Annotated in this window: 18 protein-coding genes and 4 tRNA genes; 14 read left to right on the forward strand and 8 right to left on the reverse strand. The window is 39.4% G+C overall.

The genetic code is table 11. From position 1 onward, the window contains the following. Window positions 1-18: 18 nt before the first annotated feature. Genes QUE03_RS09550 through QUE03_RS09560 form a run of 3 tightly spaced genes read right to left on the reverse strand, consistent with a single transcriptional unit; the run spans window position 19 to window position 2,814 of the window. On the reverse strand, window positions 19-1,230 hold the full coding sequence (locus QUE03_RS09550) for an acyl-CoA dehydrogenase family protein (RefSeq protein WP_286267808.1): 1,212 nt from the start codon (window positions 1,228-1,230) through the stop codon (window positions 19-21). A gap of 60 nt (window positions 1,231-1,290) precedes the next feature. Next, entirely contained in the window at window positions 1,291-2,061 is a 771-nt protein-coding gene (locus QUE03_RS09555) for an SDR family oxidoreductase (RefSeq protein WP_286267478.1), read from the reverse strand. Between the two features lie 36 nt (window positions 2,062-2,097). Beyond that, a complete protein-coding gene (locus tag QUE03_RS09560; protein WP_286267480.1) occupies window positions 2,098-2,814 on the reverse strand; it encodes a histidine phosphatase family protein in 717 nt (238 codons plus the stop codon). Between the two features lie 161 nt (window positions 2,815-2,975). On the opposite strand from QUE03_RS09560, the gene QUE03_RS09565 reads away from it, so the two are divergent. The 6 genes from QUE03_RS09565 to QUE03_RS09590 all read left to right on the forward strand — a co-directional run bounded on the left by QUE03_RS09565 (window position 2,976) and on the right by QUE03_RS09590 (window position 7,288). Beyond that, entirely contained in the window at window positions 2,976-3,869 is an 894-nt protein-coding gene (locus QUE03_RS09565) for a LysR family transcriptional regulator (protein ID WP_286267482.1), read from the forward strand. A gap of 53 nt (window positions 3,870-3,922) precedes the next feature. Further along, the gene (locus QUE03_RS09570) at window positions 3,923-4,597 is read left to right on the forward strand and encodes a cytochrome c oxidase subunit 3 family protein (RefSeq protein WP_286267484.1); all 675 of its coding nucleotides are present in this window, start codon (window positions 3,923-3,925) and stop codon (window positions 4,595-4,597) included. A gap of 8 nt (window positions 4,598-4,605) precedes the next feature. Beyond that, window positions 4,606-4,857 carry a cytochrome C oxidase subunit IV family protein gene (locus QUE03_RS09575; RefSeq protein WP_286267486.1) on the forward strand — a complete coding sequence of 84 codons (252 nt, stop codon included), beginning with the start codon at window positions 4,606-4,608 and terminating at the stop codon, window positions 4,855-4,857. A gap of 741 nt (window positions 4,858-5,598) precedes the next feature. Continuing rightward, window positions 5,599-6,285 carry a DUF4386 family protein gene (locus QUE03_RS09580; RefSeq protein WP_286267487.1) on the forward strand — a complete coding sequence of 229 codons (687 nt, stop codon included), beginning with the start codon at window positions 5,599-5,601 and terminating at the stop codon, window positions 6,283-6,285. A gap of 117 nt (window positions 6,286-6,402) precedes the next feature. After that, entirely contained in the window at window positions 6,403-7,023 is a 621-nt protein-coding gene (locus QUE03_RS09585) for a dioxygenase family protein (protein ID WP_286267489.1), read from the forward strand. 58 nt (window positions 7,024-7,081) lie between these two features. Next, entirely contained in the window at window positions 7,082-7,288 is a 207-nt protein-coding gene (locus QUE03_RS09590) for a zinc ribbon domain-containing protein (RefSeq protein ID WP_286267491.1), read from the forward strand. Window positions 7,289-7,443: 155 nt separating this feature from the next. On the opposite strand, the gene QUE03_RS09595 is transcribed toward QUE03_RS09590, so the two are convergent. The 4 genes from QUE03_RS09595 to QUE03_RS09610 form a co-directional block, all read right to left on the reverse strand. Then, window positions 7,444-7,520, reverse strand: a tRNA-Met gene (locus tag QUE03_RS09595). 62 nt (window positions 7,521-7,582) lie between these two features. Beyond that, window positions 7,583-7,659: transfer RNA gene (locus tag QUE03_RS09600), tRNA-Met, on the reverse strand. Window positions 7,660-7,716: 57 nt separating this feature from the next. Further along, window positions 7,717-7,793 (reverse strand) — tRNA-Met (locus QUE03_RS09605). A gap of 219 nt (window positions 7,794-8,012) precedes the next feature. Continuing rightward, window positions 8,013-8,089 (reverse strand) — tRNA-Met (locus tag QUE03_RS09610). A gap of 377 nt (window positions 8,090-8,466) precedes the next feature. On the opposite strand from QUE03_RS09610, the gene rlmKL reads away from it, so the two are divergent. The 5 genes from rlmKL (at window position 8,467) to rmf (ending at window position 14,926) form a co-directional block, all read left to right on the forward strand. Beyond that, complete coding sequence (gene rlmKL / locus QUE03_RS09615; RefSeq protein ID WP_286267493.1) at window positions 8,467-10,599, forward strand: bifunctional 23S rRNA (guanine(2069)-N(7))-methyltransferase RlmK/23S rRNA (guanine(2445)-N(2))-methyltransferase RlmL; 2,133 nt, start codon at window positions 8,467-8,469, stop codon at window positions 10,597-10,599. Between the two features lie 40 nt (window positions 10,600-10,639). Continuing rightward, window positions 10,640-10,879, forward strand: a complete 240-nt coding sequence (locus QUE03_RS09620; protein WP_286267495.1) for a glutaredoxin family protein — start codon at window positions 10,640-10,642, stop codon at window positions 10,877-10,879. An 8-nt stretch (window positions 10,880-10,887) separates the two neighbouring features. Next, window positions 10,888-12,795, forward strand: coding sequence for an ATP-binding cassette ATPase Uup (gene uup / locus QUE03_RS09625; protein WP_286267497.1), 1,908 nt, complete (start codon window positions 10,888-10,890; stop codon window positions 12,793-12,795). Between the two features lie 17 nt (window positions 12,796-12,812). Then, window positions 12,813-14,558 carry a DUF3466 family protein gene (locus tag QUE03_RS09630; RefSeq protein WP_286267499.1) on the forward strand — a complete coding sequence of 582 codons (1,746 nt, stop codon included), beginning with the start codon at window positions 12,813-12,815 and terminating at the stop codon, window positions 14,556-14,558. A gap of 194 nt (window positions 14,559-14,752) precedes the next feature. Further along, entirely contained in the window at window positions 14,753-14,926 is a 174-nt protein-coding gene (rmf, locus tag QUE03_RS09635; protein ID WP_286267809.1) for a ribosome modulation factor, read from the forward strand. A 61-nt stretch (window positions 14,927-14,987) separates the two neighbouring features. On the opposite strand, the gene fabA is transcribed toward rmf, so the two are convergent. Then, a complete protein-coding gene (gene fabA / locus QUE03_RS09640; protein ID WP_286267501.1) occupies window positions 14,988-15,503 on the reverse strand; it encodes a bifunctional 3-hydroxydecanoyl-ACP dehydratase/trans-2-decenoyl-ACP isomerase in 516 nt (171 codons plus the stop codon). A gap of 143 nt (window positions 15,504-15,646) precedes the next feature. Here fabA and QUE03_RS09645 point away from each other — a divergent pair, with 143 nt between their 5' ends. The 3 genes from QUE03_RS09645 (at window position 15,647) to uvrC (ending at window position 18,545) form a co-directional block, all read left to right on the forward strand. Further along, window positions 15,647-15,901: a hypothetical protein gene (locus QUE03_RS09645; RefSeq protein WP_286267503.1), complete on the forward strand. Its 255-nt coding sequence runs from the start codon at window positions 15,647-15,649 to the stop codon at window positions 15,899-15,901. Window positions 15,902-16,044: 143 nt separating this feature from the next. Beyond that, window positions 16,045-16,689: a UvrY/SirA/GacA family response regulator transcription factor gene (gene uvrY / locus QUE03_RS09650; protein ID WP_286267505.1), complete on the forward strand. Its 645-nt coding sequence runs from the start codon at window positions 16,045-16,047 to the stop codon at window positions 16,687-16,689. Between the two features lie 2 nt (window positions 16,690-16,691). Beyond that, window positions 16,692-18,545: an excinuclease ABC subunit UvrC gene (uvrC, locus tag QUE03_RS09655; protein ID WP_286267506.1), complete on the forward strand. Its 1,854-nt coding sequence runs from the start codon at window positions 16,692-16,694 to the stop codon at window positions 18,543-18,545. The last annotated feature ends 67 nt before the right edge of the window (window positions 18,546-18,612 follow it).

An 18,612-nucleotide genomic window follows, 5' to 3' on the forward strand; every position in this document is an offset into this window, starting at 1 on the left:
TTCCTCGTTAATGCGTTTTTATTGAGCGTATTTTTTTGCCAGGTTTCGACCTAGCTGCATCATATGTACTTGATCAGGCCCGTCTGCTAATCGTAATGTGCGCAGGGCGGCAAACATATGAGCCAAAAAGGTATCTTGACTAACGCCTACTGCGCCATGACACTGAATAGCACGGTCTAACACGTCTAGTGCCATATTCGGTGCAATTATTTTTATCATCGCGATTAGATCTTGAGCTGCTTTGTTACCTACAGTATCCATTTTTTCAGCGGCTTGTAAGGTTAATAATCGAGCTTGTTCAATTTGACAGGCAGACATGGCCATATCTTCACGTACGGATTGTTGTTTGATCATTGGCTGACCAAAGACAACACGCTCAGAAACGCGTTTGCCCATGGCTTCTAAAGCACGTTGAGCTGCACCAATACAACGCATACAGTGATGAATACGTCCTGGCCCTAACCGGCCCTGGGCGATTTCAAACCCTTTTCCTTCACCAACGATAATGTTACCTACAGGCACACGGACATTATCAAAGATAATTTCTGCATGACCTTCTGGTGCATCGTCATAGCCAAACACTTTCATCGGACGAACCACTTTTACGCCCGGCGTGTTCATAGGGACTAATACTTGGGATTGCTGAATATAACGGTTGGCATTGGTAGGATCCGTTTTACCCATAACGATCATGATTTCGCATTGCTTACGACAAGCACCGCTGATGTAAAACTTACGTCCGTTGATGACGTATTCATCGCCATCACGCTCAATTAAGGTTTCAATATTGGTTGCATCACTCGATGCGACTTCTGGCTCAGTCATTGCAAACGCAGAGCGTATTTCGCCGGCGAGTAATGGCTCAAGCCATTGCTTTTTCTGCTCTTCATTACCATATTTTGCTAAAACTTCCATATTGCCTGTATCTGGTGCAGCGCAGTTGAACACTTCAGAGGCCCAAATCACTTTACCCATTTGCTCAGCAAGTGGTGCGTACTCTAAGTTGGTTAGCCCCGCGCTATATTTTCCGTAACTAACGGGCAAAAATAAATTCCATAAACCTTGTTCTTTTGCAATGGCTTTAAGCTCTTGCATTAACGGAGGTGTATTCCACGGGTCGTTGGCTACTTGTTCATGCATTGCTTGTTCATTGGGATAGACATATTCGTCCATAAATGCACAAACACGTGTTAATAAGTCTTTTACTTTGTCGCTATATTCAAAGTTCATCATTGTATTCCTGTAGTTTCAACTATTGTCGATTAGCCATTCTTGTTTACTGGCTTATGTTTAGCCGATCAAATATCCGCCATCGACATTGATGCTTGTGCCTGTTGTATAAGTTGATGCATTCGAAACTAAGTACAACACAGTTCCGGCCATTTCACCTGGCTCAGCGACACGCTTCATAGGCACATGGGCCATTGCTTGTTTTAAAATTTGTGGATTGTTAACCAGTGTAGATGCAAATTTTGTATCTGTAGCGCCAGGTAGTAGGGCATTAACGCGGATATTAAACTGTGCGCATTCTTTAGCGAACGCTTTAGTCATGGAGATAACGGCGGCTTTGGTGATTGAATAAATCCCTTGGAAGTCGCCTGGTGTCACGCCGTTAATTGAAGCAACGTTAACAATGGCACCTCCGCCACTTTCTTTCATCAGTTTTGCTCCTTGCGTCGACATGAAAAAATAACCACGAATATTCACATCAACGGTTTTTTGAAAAGCGCTCAAATCAGTTTCTAAAATGTGACCAAAATAAGGATTGGCCGCTGCGTTATTAACGAGGATATCTAAACGACCGTGTTCTTTTTCTATTTGAGCAAAAATTGAGTCAATTTGATCCATTTCACCAATATGACAAGGAATCGCCTGTGCATTACCGCCTGCTTCTATAATTTGGTCAACAACCAGTTGGCAGCCTTCTAGCTTACGACTCGATACAATGACGTGTGCACCACTTTGTGCAAGTGTTTTAGCAATGTGCTCGCCAATACCTCGACTTGCGCCTGTAACAAGCGCGACTTTCCCGGTTAAATCGAATAGTTGCTGGTTGCTCATAAAAGTTCTCTCTCTATTTAAATGTAATTCGTTGTGCTAACGAAACGTTGCCCAATTATTACCTTTTTGTTCTAAGTGACTGTAATTATTGAAGTAATCAATACTTAACTTGTTCTTTGAAAACAAAATCTTGGTGACACTGGTGTTTCGTATCATTTGGTTGAGTTTAAGGCTGTAGCTGTCGTCAAGCTGCAGGATATGTTGCACGATGACCGAAATTGGGCCGCCTGAGGTAAACACCATAATATCTTTGGGTTCTTCTTTAACTTTGCTTTTCGTCGCTAGACTTTGTTCGATGACTTGATATAAACCAGACACGCAACGCTGTTTAAATTGTTGCCAGTTTTCTTGATAATCATGTTGATATTCTGGTGACATCCAGCGTTCAATTGCACTATTAAACTCGATGTTAAATGCTTGTTTTGGTGCTGCTAGGTTGGAGAAAAATGTATTCATTACTTCAAAGTTAGCCCATTCTGGATTGTAACGAGTAATGATTTCTAGGTGATCAAATTCGTTAAATTCTTCAAGCTCTTTTGAAGAGACTTGTGACTTTTCAAAACCTTGACAAAAATGTTGATGAGTTTGTCGGTGGCGCAATAAGCTGCCCGTGTAACAGGTTGTTGGTGGCGTTTGTTGTTGCCAAAAACTCCCGAGTATTTCGGCTTGCTTCATGCCTTTATCTGATAATTGATCGTAATCAGCCTGACCAAAAGAGGCTTGACCATGTCGTACTAAATAAAGAGCAGCCACGTATTCCCTATACCTTGTTGTTGAAACTAAATGCCAATCGTTAATTTATCCTAAGCTTGCTATTAAAATTAAACAAATGAATAATGTGAATAACAAACTATAAGTTTTACGAATACATAGGTGTTTAGTAGTCGCTCAATTAAAAGATAAACAGAGGTATCATGAAAGTAGATCTAAATTTATTTACGGTGTTTGAAGCGATTTATTGTGAAGGTAATATCAGTAAAGCCGCTTCGGCCTTGAATCTGTCGCAACCGGCGGTAAGCCATGCGTTGGCAAAACTGAGAGTACATTTTGATGATAAGCTTTTTGTAAGGCAGGCTAATTTAATGCGGCCCACTGCTTTGGCTAAAAACGTTATTGTCGATGTTCGGGAGTCGTTACGCCAATTGCAGCTAAGTCTAGTTCAGTCGCGCCATTTCGAGCCAGAAAGCTCAAGAAAGGTTTGTACGGTTTCTTTACTCAGTGCTTTAGATGCATCGTTATTACCAAAGTTTATGGAACGCCTTAGTCAAAACGCTCCCCAAATTAACTTGATCAGCAATAGAGTAAGACGTAGTGAGTTAGAGAATAAACTTTCAAGCGGTGAAATAGATTTTGCACTTGATATTTTACTGCCAGTCAACGACAACGTAATGCATAAACAAATCAAAAGCGATAGGTTAGTGGCGGTTGCACGGAAAGACCATCCAGCACTTACACAAGCGTTCGATCTTGATAATTATTTGTCTCAATCTCATGTATTGGTTTCGTCAAGAACCTCTGGCCCTAGTATTGAAGATTTCGAACTAGGCCGCTTAGGCTTACAGCGTAAGATAGGGCTAAGGTGCCAGCACTTATTTTCGGCTTGTCGCATTATTGCCACCAGTAATATGATGTTAACGCTGCCAGAAAATGCCGCCAAAATTTACAGTGAACTGCTAGACCTTACAATTATTGATATTCCTGTCGAACTTCCTAGTATTGATGTGCACTTATATTGGCACTTAAATGTCGATAAAGACCCTGCAAACATTTGGCTTCGAGAGCAGATGATTAAAGCAGTTCTTAGCTAAATTAGATCAAAGTATTTAAAGAGGTATTCAAAATGCATCTTTAGGTGTATAATATGCGCCAAATAGACAAAGACGATGTAAATTGGATCGTTAGACTAGACGGTAAGCTTATGAGTATTACAACTCAACAAAAATCATTAGGCATATTTCCTCGTTCTTGGAGCGAAGATAAAGCTGGTAGAATCCCTGGGAACATTCCTATTTGGGTTGGTATTTTGTCTGAGCTAACAGAGTTCGGCATATTTTTTGTTGCTTATTTTATTGCAAAATATCATTACCCGGAGGCTTTCTCAGAAGGCCCTAAATATCTCCATACCAGCATTGGTGTTACCAATACCTTAGTCTTGTTATCAAGTAGCTATTTTATGGCCAAAGCAATGGCCAACATTAGAGTTGACAATTTTAAGCGTTGTGAACGCTACTTATGGCTAGCCGTGGCATGTGGTGCTACCTATTTAATTTTAAAAACCTATGAGTTTTATTGGAATGATTTAGAAAATATTCACACCAATACCAGCACGTTTTTTACTGTTTATTACTACATGACCTTTAACCACTTTTTACATGTAGGTTGGGCAGCCTGTGCGGTTGTATACGTGATTTTTCGCTTGCGTTCAGGCGCGTATTCAAGCAAAGAACATTCAGGGCTTGAAGCACTTGCCGTTTATTGGCACATGATTGATTTAATGTGGATCCTTATTTTTCCGCTGTTATATGTACTAAGGTAGGACAGATCATGAAATTTGGAAAATTAGAAATATTTTGGCTCGGCCTTATTGGTATAACGTTGTTAAATACCTTTGTTGGTGAAAACTTTAGTTCAACAGTTTTGGTGAGCGTGTTAATTGCTTTGACGGTAATGTACAAAGGATTAGTGGTGATTGATCATTTTATGGAACTTAAAGGAGGGCACAAAAATTTGCGCTTTTTAATGCGCGCTTATCTGATTTTATTCCCATCATTGATTGTCGTTTCGGCATTTTTCTAACAATGTCTATTCGTTTTTACTAACGAAAATTTACTCACGTATTAGGTGTCGAAGGTTATTCTGGCACCAAATAAGAAAGAATCTTCCTTTCTACCATGAATGTAAGCAACATACTTACTTTTGTGCCCCTGAATTAATCAAAAATTAATTAACCATCTGATTGGTAAAGAAAAGATGAATAGGCTAGCTTGATGAACAATGAATAAATCAAGGAAGCTTATTTTGAAATTGAGCAGCTTTTTTCTCAGTTAGAACAGTCTGAGAATAACCATGATGCCTATTGTCTAAAAGTAGTAGATAAAAATTGCCTTTTTCAGGCTGTGGGAGTCGTTATCAATATTTGCGCATGGAACATACGAGGTTATTAATGGGCTTTGGGTTAATAAAAGTCTAGATCTAAAGGCGAAGGTGAAAAGGTAATTCACGAGATCGTATACTAGGATCTGAGAGAGGCTGGAAACGAATTGATGTGTCTGCACCTGCGCGTGAGAAGTGGGATCGTACGTTTAAGTTTTATGAGAAAAACGGTTTTACATTCACTGGACGAAAGCTAAAAGTTTGCTTGTAAGTAGACTTATCAAGCGACTCGGCTAAGTTACTAAGAACCGACGAGCTATTTGGCAGCTTTCTTTTGCAACACATTTTTACAAGTAATATTTAGCCACGTATGGCGTTGTTATTTGTCATCAGAGATACTCAAACAATAATTCTATAAAAATAACATCAATACGGATAATGCTAATGACATTGCAAAAATGGGGCGGGGTTGCCGCAATTACTGAGGCTTGTACTTATATATTTGGGTTCATCTTATTTTTCGGCGTACTAGATGCCAGTGGGCACAATACGCCAGAGCAGTATTTAGAGTTTTTTATTGAGAATAGAGACACCTATTTTATCGGTTACCTTGTCAGTGGCATTTTATTTAGCTTTGCGCTCATCATTCTAGTTCAATCGATTTATCAACGTTTTAAGGATGCTTCTCCAGAGTTTATGAAATTTACCACTACAGTGGGTTATCTGTGGGTATGTATAGTACTAGCAAGTAGTTTTATATTTCTGACCAGTCTTGGCGCAATTGCCAAATACCATGCATTAGATCCCGAACAAGCGTTGGCAATTAATCGTAGTATTTCCATCGTTGTGGATGCGCTGGGAGGCGGCATTGAATTAGTAGGCGCTGTATGGGTGCTTGCTATTAGTTATGTCGGTTTAAAAAATAAAATATATAGCGCTTTACTGCATTATTGGGGCGTACTGGTTGGTGTTGCGGGCATTTTAACGCTTTTTTCTGGCCTTTCATTTTTATCGCAAAATCCATTTTTCGAACTAACCACGGCTATTTTCGGTTTAGGGCAAATTCTTTGGTTTTTAGTGTTAGGTCTCGCAATGTTACGAGATTCTACTGATGAAATTGAATCTACATAGTCAATAACAGAGATCATTAAAAGTTAGATAAACTGCCGTGGCTATTTATTTTGATGTGTTTATTTGTATGAGTTGCTTATTAATTAAATTGGTTTAGATATTAAGGAGATAGTCTAAATGACATTATTTACTCGCAGAAGATTACTAAAAGGTTTTGCGGCGATTACGGGTTTAACCGTACTTTCACGCAGTGCGGTTGCTCAAGTGTTAACACCTAGCGCAACGGAGGGACCTTTTTACCCAAACTCATCAATGCGGTTTGACGACATAGACAACAACCTCGTGAAGATCAAAGGCAAAGTAGAACAAGCGGGTGGTGAAATCATCCACCTTAAAGGCAAGATCTTAGATAGAAAAGGAAACCCTTTGGCAAAGCACCGCATCGAAATCTGGCAGTGTGACGTTAATGGCAGGTACCTACATTCTGGTGATAGTAGACACGATGGCTATGACAATGGCTTTCAAGGATTTGGCCATGATATTACCGATGGAAACGGCAATTATAGATTTACCACTATAAAGCCTACCGTTTACCCTGGCCGTACACCGCATATTCACGTCAAAGTACTTGATAGCGACCACGAATTGTTAACGACACAATTTTATATTTCGGGCGATAAAAACAATGACAATGACGGCCTGTATCGAAGGATGTCAGCAGAACAAGCCAAAAGTGTTTCTATGGTTTTCGTTGAGCATGGAAACGTTGTGGAAACCAATATTGATGTGATTGTGTAGAAGTGTTGTAGTTAGGCTACCAGATATAAATTAATGATAAAATAAACAAGGAGTTAATATGTCAAATAAATGGAAATGTCCTAAATGCGATTGCCGAGAATTTGATACTGATACTATTGCTACTACGGGCAGTGGTTGGTCAAAAATATTTGATATGCAAAATCGTAAATTTACAGCGGTAATTTGCTCGAATTGCTCTTACACAGAGTTTTACCGAGGCAAGACAAGCACGCTCGGTAATGTTTTTGATTTATTTACTCATTAATTCTGACAATCTATGGAAATATATTTGCTTGCTTAATTAAAGAAATAGAAAAGAATTGGTTGCGGGAGCCACTGTTTTAGAAAAGAGTGAACTGACGACCTAAGGTCGTACATAATGAAATGAATACTTATTAAGTTTCAGAATTAGATAAAAGTTGGTTGCGGGAGCCAGATTTGAACTGACGACCTTCGGGTTATGAGCCCGACGAGCTACCAGGCTGCTCCATCCCGCGTCCGAATGGTTTAAGTGAACACTTAAACAAGCCTTAGAAGTTTTAATTCATTCTAAAAGAATTGGTTGCGGGAGCCAGATTTGAACTGACGACCTTCGGGTTATGAGCCCGACGAGCTACCAGGCTGCTCCATCCCGCGTCCGAATGACCTACAAAAAGTAGGAAAGCCAAGTTGTTTTAATTCAAACTTAAGAATTGGTTGCGGGAGCCAGATTTGAACTGACGACCTTCGGGTTATGAGCCCGACGAGCTACCAGGCTGCTCCATCCCGCGTCCGAATGACCTACATTTGTAGGAAGCCAAGTTAGTTTTAATTCAAACTTAAGAATTGGTTGCGGCAGCCAGATTTTAAAATAAACATGACGACCTTCGGCTATTCTTTTATATAACAGCCCGACGAGGTTGAACTTTTAGGCTGCTCCATCCCGCGTCCGAATGATTTAAGTTTTCACTTAAATAAGCCTTAGAAGTTTTAATTCACTCTAAAAGAATTGGTTGCGGGAGCTGGATTTGAACCAACGACCTTCGGGTTATGAGCCCGACGAGCTACCAAGCTGCTCCATCCCGCGTCCGACGCAGTATATAAAAAGATTATAGACTACTTAGATTTCAAGAAAATGTTTGTAAAAACTGCTTCCTTGAAAGCGAGGCGTATCATAGTGATCTCTATTTGAATTTGCAAGACGTTTCATGAAAAAAATAACAATTAACGCCTTATTGTTTAAAGATAATACAGATTGCTCAACCATTGTGCGAAGCAATATCTATTTGGCTAATTTCAAGCTACCTTATCGCTCGTTTTTAAGCGGTGAAATAGTAAGTCACATTCAGTTTATATTTCATTATGTTAATTAAACGTAGATAAGTTCTAATTTTTGCCGAACATTGAGACAAACACTTAAGGTTTAAGTATAATCGCCGCCATTATTTCTTGTGGAAATTCGCCATGTTTCGTTATTTAGCTTTAACCTCTCCAGGTATTGAAGTACTCCTTGCAGATGAAGTTAAAACATTAGGTGCTACTAATGTAGTGCAAAAGCCTGAGGGCGTGTATTTTGATGGTGATCTTGCGACAGGTTATCACATTTGTTTATGGACTCGATTTGCAACACGAATCCTTCTGAGAATTGGAGAAGGCGATGCCAGCTCGAAAGATAAATTGATCGAAAGTGCCAATGCGGTAAATTGGTCTGGTATTTTTGCTCCTGAGCATACGTTTGCTATTGATTTTGTAGGTAAAAGCGAAGACATACGTAACACGCAATTTGGTGCGTTAACGGTTAAAGATGCTGTGGTTGATCATTTCATGGCATTAAATGATGAAAGGCCATCAGTTGACAAAAATCAACCAGACGTTCGATTTCAAGCCCGTCTATTAAAAGATAACATCGCTATATATCTTGATTTTTCTGGTCGTAGTTTATTTCAGCGTGGATACCGAGAGCATACCGGTGCTGCACCACTTAAAGAGAACCTAGCAGCAGCGATGGTAAAACGCTCTGGTTGGCTAGAAGATACAAGTAAGCCTCTTGTGGATCCTATGTGCGGTTCAGGCACGGTTGTTATCGAAGCTGTGTCTATGGCGGCGAAACAGGCGCCAGGACTTGCTCGTACTGTGTGGGGTTTTGATAACTGGCTTGATCATGATGAAGCCTTATGGCAATCAAAAGTCATTGAAGCACAAGAAGCTTCAGAAAAAGGTTTAGACAATTATACGGGCAAAGTTTACGGTAGCGATCTAGATAGCAGAGTGCTAAATACCGCAAAACAAAATGCCAGAAATGCTGGCTTTTCTGCCAACATAGAATTTAGTGTGAAAGACGTAAACAGAGTCGATAATGTTTTTTCAACACCTGGAGTTCTGCTGTTTAACCCTCCTTACGGTGAGCGTATTGGTGAACTACCTGAGCTTGTAGAGAGCTTTGCCATGCTTGGGCAAAAACTCAAACAACAATATCAGCAATGGCAAGTTGCAATACTTACGGCGAATAAAGAATTGTTGGCGATGCTAAAGTTGGCGACGACAAAACGATATAAGTTTAAAAACGGGCCGTTGGATTGTCAGTTTGCTTTGTATCATATGAATGAAAAACAGGTTGAGCGAGACGCGGTAACTGGAAATATTGATTTAAGTGATCAAAATTCTGATTTTGCTAATCGCTTAAAGAAAAACATTAAAACGCTTAAAGGTTGGGTTAAATCGGAAGGTATCGAGTGCTACCGTTGTTACGACGCCGACATTCCAGAGTTTAATGTTGCGGTCGATTTATATGGCGATTATTTAGTGATCCATGAGTACGCTCCACCTAAAAATATCGAGCCTGAAAAAGCCGCTAAACGCCTACAAGAAGTAATATTTTGGGCTCCTAAAATCACTGGTGTTGATACCAGCAAAGTGGTATTAAAAACACGAGCAAAACAAAAGGGTGCTAGTCAGTATCAGCGTGTAGATAAGAAAAATCAAAGCCTTGTCGTCAATGAGTATGGCGCAAAGCTAAAAGTTAACCTTTGGGATTATCTCGATACGGGTTTGTTCTTAGATCATCGCAAAACACGTCAAATGGTCGCTAAAAAGTCAAAACATAAATCACTGTTGAATTTATTTGCCTACACGGGCTCCGTTTCTGTGCAAGCTGCTTTACATGGTGCTTCGCAAGTGACAACGGTTGATATGTCAAAAACCTACTTGCAATGGGCTGAAGAGAATTTTGCACTTAACAAACTGGTGGGACATAAATATCAGTTTATACAAGCAAACTGCTTACAATGGCTTAAAGAGCAAAGCGAAAAGTACGATGTTGTGTTTATTGATCCTCCAACGTTTTCAAACTCTAAACGCATGGAAGATACGTTTGACGTACAACGTGATCACGTTGCTATGTTGACAGATGCGCTCAATGTATTAGCAGATAACGGTGAGATTGTTTTTACTAATAACAAGCGCAACTTCAAAATAGATACAGATGCGCTGCAAGCAATTGGTCTTAAAGTCGAGAGTTTAACAGAAAAAACGCGTGACAAAGATTTTGCTCGAAATAAGCACATTCATAATAGTTGGTCTTTGAAAAGAATTAAGTGATCACGAGTGACACTCAGTTAATGCAGGAACTTATATAGAGATGTTAAACGCATTTATTTTATATAGCAGTGAAGGGTGCCACTTGTGCGAAGACGCGCTTGCGCTTTGCCATCAAGTACCTAGTCAAATACTGTTAACCGTAGTTGATATTGTTGAGCATAATGATCTGGTTGAACAATATGGCCAGCATATTCCTGTCCTACAGCGTGACTTTGATGGCAAAGAGCTGTTCTGGCCTTTTGATTTAGCCACGCTATGTAAATTTATTGAAGAGAAATAAAACCTAAGATGGAATTAATCAGAATTACTAATGCCGAACTCGCTTTTGGTGAAGATAAAATACTAGATGACGCCGATGTCCGTATTAACAAAGGTGAAAGAGTTTGTTTAGTGGGGCGTAACGGCGCCGGTAAGTCTTCATTACTTAAAGTGATAAGCGGCGAAAGTCAACTCGACGATGGTCAGATCATCAATTTAAATAACATTAAAATAGCAATGTTAGCGCAAGATCCACCAGAGTCTTGTGAGCTGAGTATTTTTGATTATGTATCATCAGGTTTAAAAGAAAACGCCACGCTTATCCAAAAATACCACGACTTAGTTAACCTTGTCGCCACTGAACCTTCAGAGAACAATTTAGAAAAACTATCATCAGTTCAATTACAACTTGAACAAGCCAATGCATGGCAAGATGAACAGCGAATAGAGCAAGTAATGTCTATTTTATCGCTCGACGCTAATCAAAAAGTCAGTGATTTATCCGGAGGTTGGCTTCGAAAACTAGCGCTTGCACAAGCGTTAGTTACAAACCCTGATGTATTGTTGCTTGATGAGCCCACTAACCACTTAGATATTAAAAGTGTTCTGTGGTTAGAGAACTTTTTAAAAGACTTTACCGGTACTATTGTATTTATTAGTCACGACAGGGCATTCATTCGCTCTTTAGCGACACGTATTGTTGATTTAGATCGTGGCAATCTCACTAGTTACCCTGGTAACTACGATACTTATGTAGAGCAAAAACAACATGATTTACAAGTTGAAGCACAGCAGAATGCGTTGTTTGATAAACGCTTAGCAGATGAAGAAGTGTGGATCAGACAAGGTATTAAAGCGAGGCGTACACGTAATGAAGGCCGCGTAAGAGCATTAGAGAAGCTCAGGGTTGAGCGTCAGCAACGTAGAGAGCTTCGCTCTCAAGGAGATATGCAAATCTCCAGTGGTGAGCGTTCAGGTAAATTAGTGTTTGAGTCTGAAAACTTGTCTATGTCATTTGGTGACAAGCATGTTATTAAACAGTTGGATTTGTTGATTAGCCGAGGCGATCGTTTAGCGCTTATTGGAGCTAACGGAACAGGTAAATCAACGTTGATTAAGCTGCTGATGGAACAAATTCAGCCAAGCTCTGGAAAAATGCGAGTTGGTGTTAATTTGGATATCGCCTACTTTGATCAGCATCGTGAACAACTTGACCCGATGAAAACAGTGCAAGACACCGTTGCAGACGGTAAGCAAGAAGTGATGATTAATGGTCGCTCTCGGCATGTCTTAGGTTACTTACAAGATTTTCTATTTAGTCCAAAACGTGCTAGAACGCCTGTTCGAGCGCTTTCCGGAGGAGAGAAGAACAGATTATTACTGGCACGTTTGTTTTTACGACCAAGTAATCTATTGATTCTCGATGAGCCAACTAACGACCTAGATATAGAAACACTTGAACTTTTAGAAGAAGTTGTTGCCAATTATAATGGCACGGTCATTTTAGTGAGCCATGATCGGGATTTTGTTAATAATTGTGTTAATACCTGTTTGTATTTCGACGGTAGTGGCAGTATAGAACAAATTGTTGGTGGTTATGATGATGTAGACCAACACCTAGAATATAAAGCAAAACAAGCTCAAGCGTTAGAAAAAAAATACGCGCCTACTGTTGAAGATAAGGCTGTTAAAGTAGCAACTAAACAACAGGTAAAGAAAAAATTATCTTATAAAGAGAACAGAGAGCTTGAGTCTTTGCCAAATGAAATAGATAATCTGGAATCTTTAATTGCTTCACTACAAGAACAAGTGAATGATCCAAACTTCTTTTCGCAAGAAAATGAAGCAACGACAAAAATATTGAACCAGCTAACTGAAAGTGAGTCAAAGCTCGAGGCTGCCTATGAAAGGTGGCAAGAGTTAGATGCTAAACAATAAGTGAGATTAAGAAATACATGAATAAGATGTTTAAGTCATTGGTTGCCCTGAGTGTTGCTAGTGCATGTACAATTACCATAGCAAATGCTGCCACGTATGAAGTTTTCGACAAAGGGGATGTTGACTCACTTAAGTACACCTATTCACATACTGCGAATGAATCCGGAGATGCGGCGATATCAGGTACAGATGTGTACAATTTTCCGGTTCAATTTCAATATCTAGATGATGATGATTTTGATGATATTGAATCACTTGCAGACAGGCAACATGAACTGGTTCATGAGTTAGAAGATTTAGAAGACTTCGAAGCGTTAAAAGCGGGCAACCCTACAGCGAACGATTTGTCTTGGGCAATTCGTTTTCTTGAAGCAAATGGAAGCAGCTTATATCAGAAAGTAGGTGATCAAGTTTCCATGGTAAATGACGGCAGCCAGAGTACTGAATTTGTTGTTTACGATAAGCCATTTGAAGGCACTGACACGTTAACGCGATCAACTAAGGACAGTATTGCAGGTATTACCAATGAAGGGTGGGTATACGGAACAGGCTCAGCACCTTATTTCCCTGAGCCTTTTACTGAAAGTGATGGTGATGAAGTAACTCATTGGATCCGAGACTTCCAAGAACGTGGTTATGTTTCACCTGATATGGGACAAACAATATTCGAACTCGTACCACCTGAAGCAAGTTTTGCTGGCGGGCGTTCAGCTTTTTTAGATGCAACTAATCGTACCGCTGTAGGTTATGTCAGTAACAAGCTTAATACTGATTTAGTGGAAGATTACATTTTGGATACCACTGGTGGGTGTTCTGATCCTGATGTACTTGAAGATTTACCATTTAATGCCTGTGTTCAAAACCAGGCGAACAATCTTTACCACTTAATGGCCTATCAATGGAACTTTAGTGATGATGGTCAGCTTCTCGATGAGAAAGAACTCGGTTTGTTAGTGACACCTCATGAAAATGATGATCGAATTTTCCAGAGTTATGCTCAATCGGTGAATTCACATGGCGTTGCAGTAGGCTTCTCACACGGTTGGATAGATGAAAAAGAAACGACGCCAAGTGACAATGAAGCTCGTTCATTTTATGCCGTAGTATTTAAAGATGGAGAAGTGATTAGCTTTACACCTGATCACAACGAGCATTTTGACTCACGTGCGTACGATATAAATGATAGTGGTATCGCTGTAGGCCATGTAAATACTTATATTAACGGCAATTTACGTACAAAGTTCTATTATGTTGATACTAATGCTCCAGCATCAGAAATGGCCTTTGTTTCACCAAATGATTTCTTTGAGGGCTCGTCAAGTACAGCACGTGCGATAAACGAAAATGGCTTTATTGTAGGTGAGGGGGAAGTTGAAACTCATAATGATAGTGCATCAAACCCACGCCGTACCCATGCTTTTTTATATGACATTGCCGAAGATAAGTTTACTGACTTGAATTCGTTTTTAAGCTGTAATTCAGATTACACCATTATTGAAGCACGTGATATTAACGAATTAAATGAAATTTCAGCCACAGCTATCGTGAAAGCGCCTAGAAGAGATTCGAAAGGCGAATTAATGTTAGGTGAAGACGGTGAACAGCTGGTTGAAGATGTTGTTCGTGCAGTTACCTTAAAGCCTATCCCAGGTGAAGTCGAAGACTGTTCTAAGGTTGAAGATAAAGTTGAACGCAAAGGTGGCGCTTTGGGTTGGGGCTTATTAGGTTTATTAATCAGCTTTGGCTTTAGACGCAAAGCTTAGTCTTTATTGTAGACGTTATATTAAAAGGCGCTTAAGGCGCCTTTTTTATTTGTTCATACCAATAAAAAAGATCAAATTAAAAGTCAATTCAATTCAGCATCTTAATAAAAATGCCCGATCATCACATTGAATTATTTTGATTCCTTAGCTATTCGTTAAAGTGGTGACTAAATACAAAGGAGATATTATTGATGATGAAAAGACAGAAAAGAGATCGTCAAGACAGAGCTTATTCAAGGGGATATCAAGCTGGCGTAGCAGGAAAATCAAAAGAAACATGTCCGTATCAAACTACAGAAATTAAATCGGAGTGGCTAGGCGGTTGGCGGGAGGCAATTTCGGATCGGCAACAAGGCCTTTACAAGTAATTTTTTCATTCATAAAAAAGCCCAGCAATACTGGGCTTTAGCATTTAAACGACTATTTTCTTTAGAATTTAGTTGTATCTTCGAATAAACCAACTTTTAGATCTTTAGCTGTGTAAATCACTTTACCGTCTACTGACACGGTACCATCAGCGATCCCCATAAATAACTTGCGTTTAATTACACGCTTTAATTGAATGTTATAGGTAACTTTTTTCGCCGTTGGTAAAATTTGACCTGTGAATTTAACTTCACCTACACCTAAGGCACGGCCACGACCTGGACCACCGGCCCATGCTAAATAAAACCCAACTAATTGCCACATAGCATCTAAGCCTAAACAGCCAGGCATTACTGGGTCACCTTTAAAGTGACAATCAAAGAACCATAAATCAGGTGTGATATCTAATTCAGCAATTATCTCGCCTTTACCGAACTCGCCGCCTTCTTCGGTGATTAGGTTAATACGGTCCATCATTAACATGTTGTCTTTAGGTAACTTACTATTTCCTTCGCCAAAGTAATCAGTTGTACCCGCCAGCACTAAGTCTTCTTTTGAGAATGCGTTTTTCTGTTCCATAAATAGTCTTTAAATTGCTTGTGTAAAATCAAAGCGCTACTTTAGCGAACACTTGTACGCTAAACAACTCCGAACAGTTAAAAAGTTGCATTTATTTTAGTTATGCGTAACCATTGTGGATGAATAATATTAAGGTTTGAAACATGACAGAGAAAAAGAAAGCATTAACTAACGCGGAAAAGCAAAAACGTTACCGTGAAAGACAAAAAGACATTGGTAAGAAAGAAATGCGTGGCTACCTGTCACCAGAGGCGTTAGAGTGCTATAAATTGATAGCGGAGCAAACGAATTGGTCTGACTCGACCATATTAAGCAATGCCGTTCGTCTAACATATGCCGCTTATAAAAACGGCCAAATCGGTTTGTTAAATAATTGGCTGACAAAAAACGACTTATAAAATCAATTCATTAGCTGAAATATAAAACACTTGGTCGAGTTTTCGTTGAGTTAAGCCACATTTCACTATATATTCAGTTGGATTATAAGAATTATTTCGTAGTTTCTAAAAAACTAAATTGAAAAAGTAGAAGGTATTTTCCATTGATTAATGTTTTGCTCGTTGATGATCATGAACTGGTCCGTACCGGAATCCGTAAGATACTGGATGATATTAAAGGGATCAAAGTTGTTGGTGAAGCGGAAACGGGTGAGGAAGCTGTTCAATTTTGTCGAAAAGAAGAGCCTGATGTCGTTTTAATGGACATGAATATGCCGGGTATTGGTGGCTTGGAAGCAACTAAGAAAATTATTCGATATGCACCTGATGTAAAAGTCATTGTGCTCACTGTTCATAGTGAAGATCCATTCCCGACAAAAGTGATGCAAATTGGCGCAGCGGGTTATTTAACTAAAGGCACTGGTCCTGATGAAATGGTTAATGCAATAAGAGCTGTTAACAGTGGTCAACGCTATATTACACCTGAAATTGCTCAACAAATGGCACTTAATCAATTTAAGTCAGCTGAAGAGAATCCGTTCAATTCACTGTCTGAACGTGAGTTGCAAATTATGCTGATGATCACTAGGGGAGAAAAAGTGCCCGACATTTCTGAGCAATTAGTATTAAGCACTAAAACAATAAACAGTTATCGCTATAGAATGTTTGATAAATTGAAAGTAAGTAACGATGTTGAGCTAACACATTTGGCTATACGCCACGGAATGTTAAAAACCGAAAAACTCTAACGTTGAATACAGATACTGAAAATACATCAAAACCTACATTTGATCACAAAGCCTTTTTAGCTGCAGTTACCGATAAACCAGGGGTTTATCGGATGTACAATGCAGAGCAAACGGTTATTTATGTAGGTAAGGCTAAAAACCTTAAGAATAGACTGTCCAGTTATTTCCAAAAAAACGTATCAAGCACTAAAACTAAGTCGTTAGTCAAACAAATCACTGCTATTGATGTAACAATAACGCACACTGAAGGTGAAGCGTTAATTCTTGAAAATAACTACATCAAAAAATATCAGCCGAAATACAACATTCTTTTAAGGGATGATAAGTCTTATCCTTATTTGTTAGTGACCGATCATAAACATCCTCGATTAGCGCTGCATCGCGGAGTCAAACGGATTAAGGGAGAGTATTTTGGCCCTTTCCCTACAGTTGGTGCTGTTTGGGAATCACTACGCTTAATGCAAAAGCTTTTTCCTGTCAGACAATGTGAAGATTCATACTATCGAGCTAGAACCCGTCCGTGTTTACAACATCAGTTAGGTCGTTGCTCAGCACCATGTGTTGATCGAATTACTGAAACGCAATATAAGGAACAGGTAAGTTTAGCTAAATTGTTTCTTAGAGGGAAAAGTTCAACTGTTGTTGATACATTGGTTGAGAAGATGGAAGTGGCGAGCAGTTCGTTAAATTTTGAAAGTGCAGCTAAATATAGAGATCAAATTGCAACATTACGGAAAGTGCAACAGCAACAGTTTGTAAGTGGTATTGCTTCAGAATTAGACGTTGTTGGTTTATATAAACATAAAGCTCAAGTTTGTGTCCATTTGCTTTTTATTCGTGATCATAAAGTACTCGGCAGCAAAAGCTTTTTTCCTTCCATTCAAGCCGACAATACTGAACAAGAGATAATTTCAGCATTCATTGGACAACATTATTTAGTCAATGAAGCATTTCACGGATTAATACCCAAAGAAATTGTGGTTGGACAAACCTTAGAACATCAAAAAGATTTAGAAGGGTTACTCACTGCTCGTGCCAGTTATGAAGTGAAAATTTCGGGTAAAGTTAGAACGGAGCGAGGTCAATACTTAAAACTAGCTATGACTAATGCTGAACATGCCTTAGCAGCTAAAAACAGCCATAAAGAGTCTATGCTTTCTCGTTTTACACAACTCAATGCAGTGTTTGAACTTGATCAAGAGATTTCAAGGTTAGAGTGTTTCGACATCAGTCATACAATGGGACAACAAACAGTTGCTTCATGTGTAGTGTTTGACCCCAATGGCCCTTTGAAAAGTGAATACCGCCGCTACAATGTGACCGGTATCACACCGGGCGATGACTATGCCGCAATGGCTTTTGCATTAAATAAACGCTATGGCAAATCAACTAACGAAAGTGTGTTACCTGATATCGTGTTTATTGATGGTGGAAAAGGGCAACTTGCTAAAGCGGAACATTTTTTTGCAGAATTGGACTTAGAAAAAATACCGCTGCTTGTTGGGGTTGCAAAAGGGGAGTCTAGAAAGCCAGGTTTGGAAACGCTAATTTTAGCAGGCAGCCATCAACTTATCTCACTTCCCGCTACATCTCCTGCGTTACATCTGGTTCAACATATTAGGGATGAATCTCACCGATTTGCCATAGCAGGACATAGAGCAAAGCGGCAAAAAGTCGCCAAAACGTCAACGCTAGAATCTATTCCTGGTATTGGTGCAAAGAAAAGACAAGCGTTATTAAAGTATTTAGGCGGGATGCAAGAAGTTAAACAGGCAGATATAGGGACACTAACAAAGGTTCCTGGTATTAGTGACTCCCTTGCACAGATTATTTACGATGCATTACATGACAACTAAAGTGCAACCCGTGTAGAATAGTTTCAACGTTAAAAAGCAGTATACTTTTTTTAGTCATATATAAAAA

It is taken from the genome of Thalassotalea atypica (genome assembly GCF_030295975.1).
GTDB classification, from domain to species: domain Bacteria; phylum Pseudomonadota; class Gammaproteobacteria; order Enterobacterales; family Alteromonadaceae; genus Thalassotalea_F; species Thalassotalea_F atypica.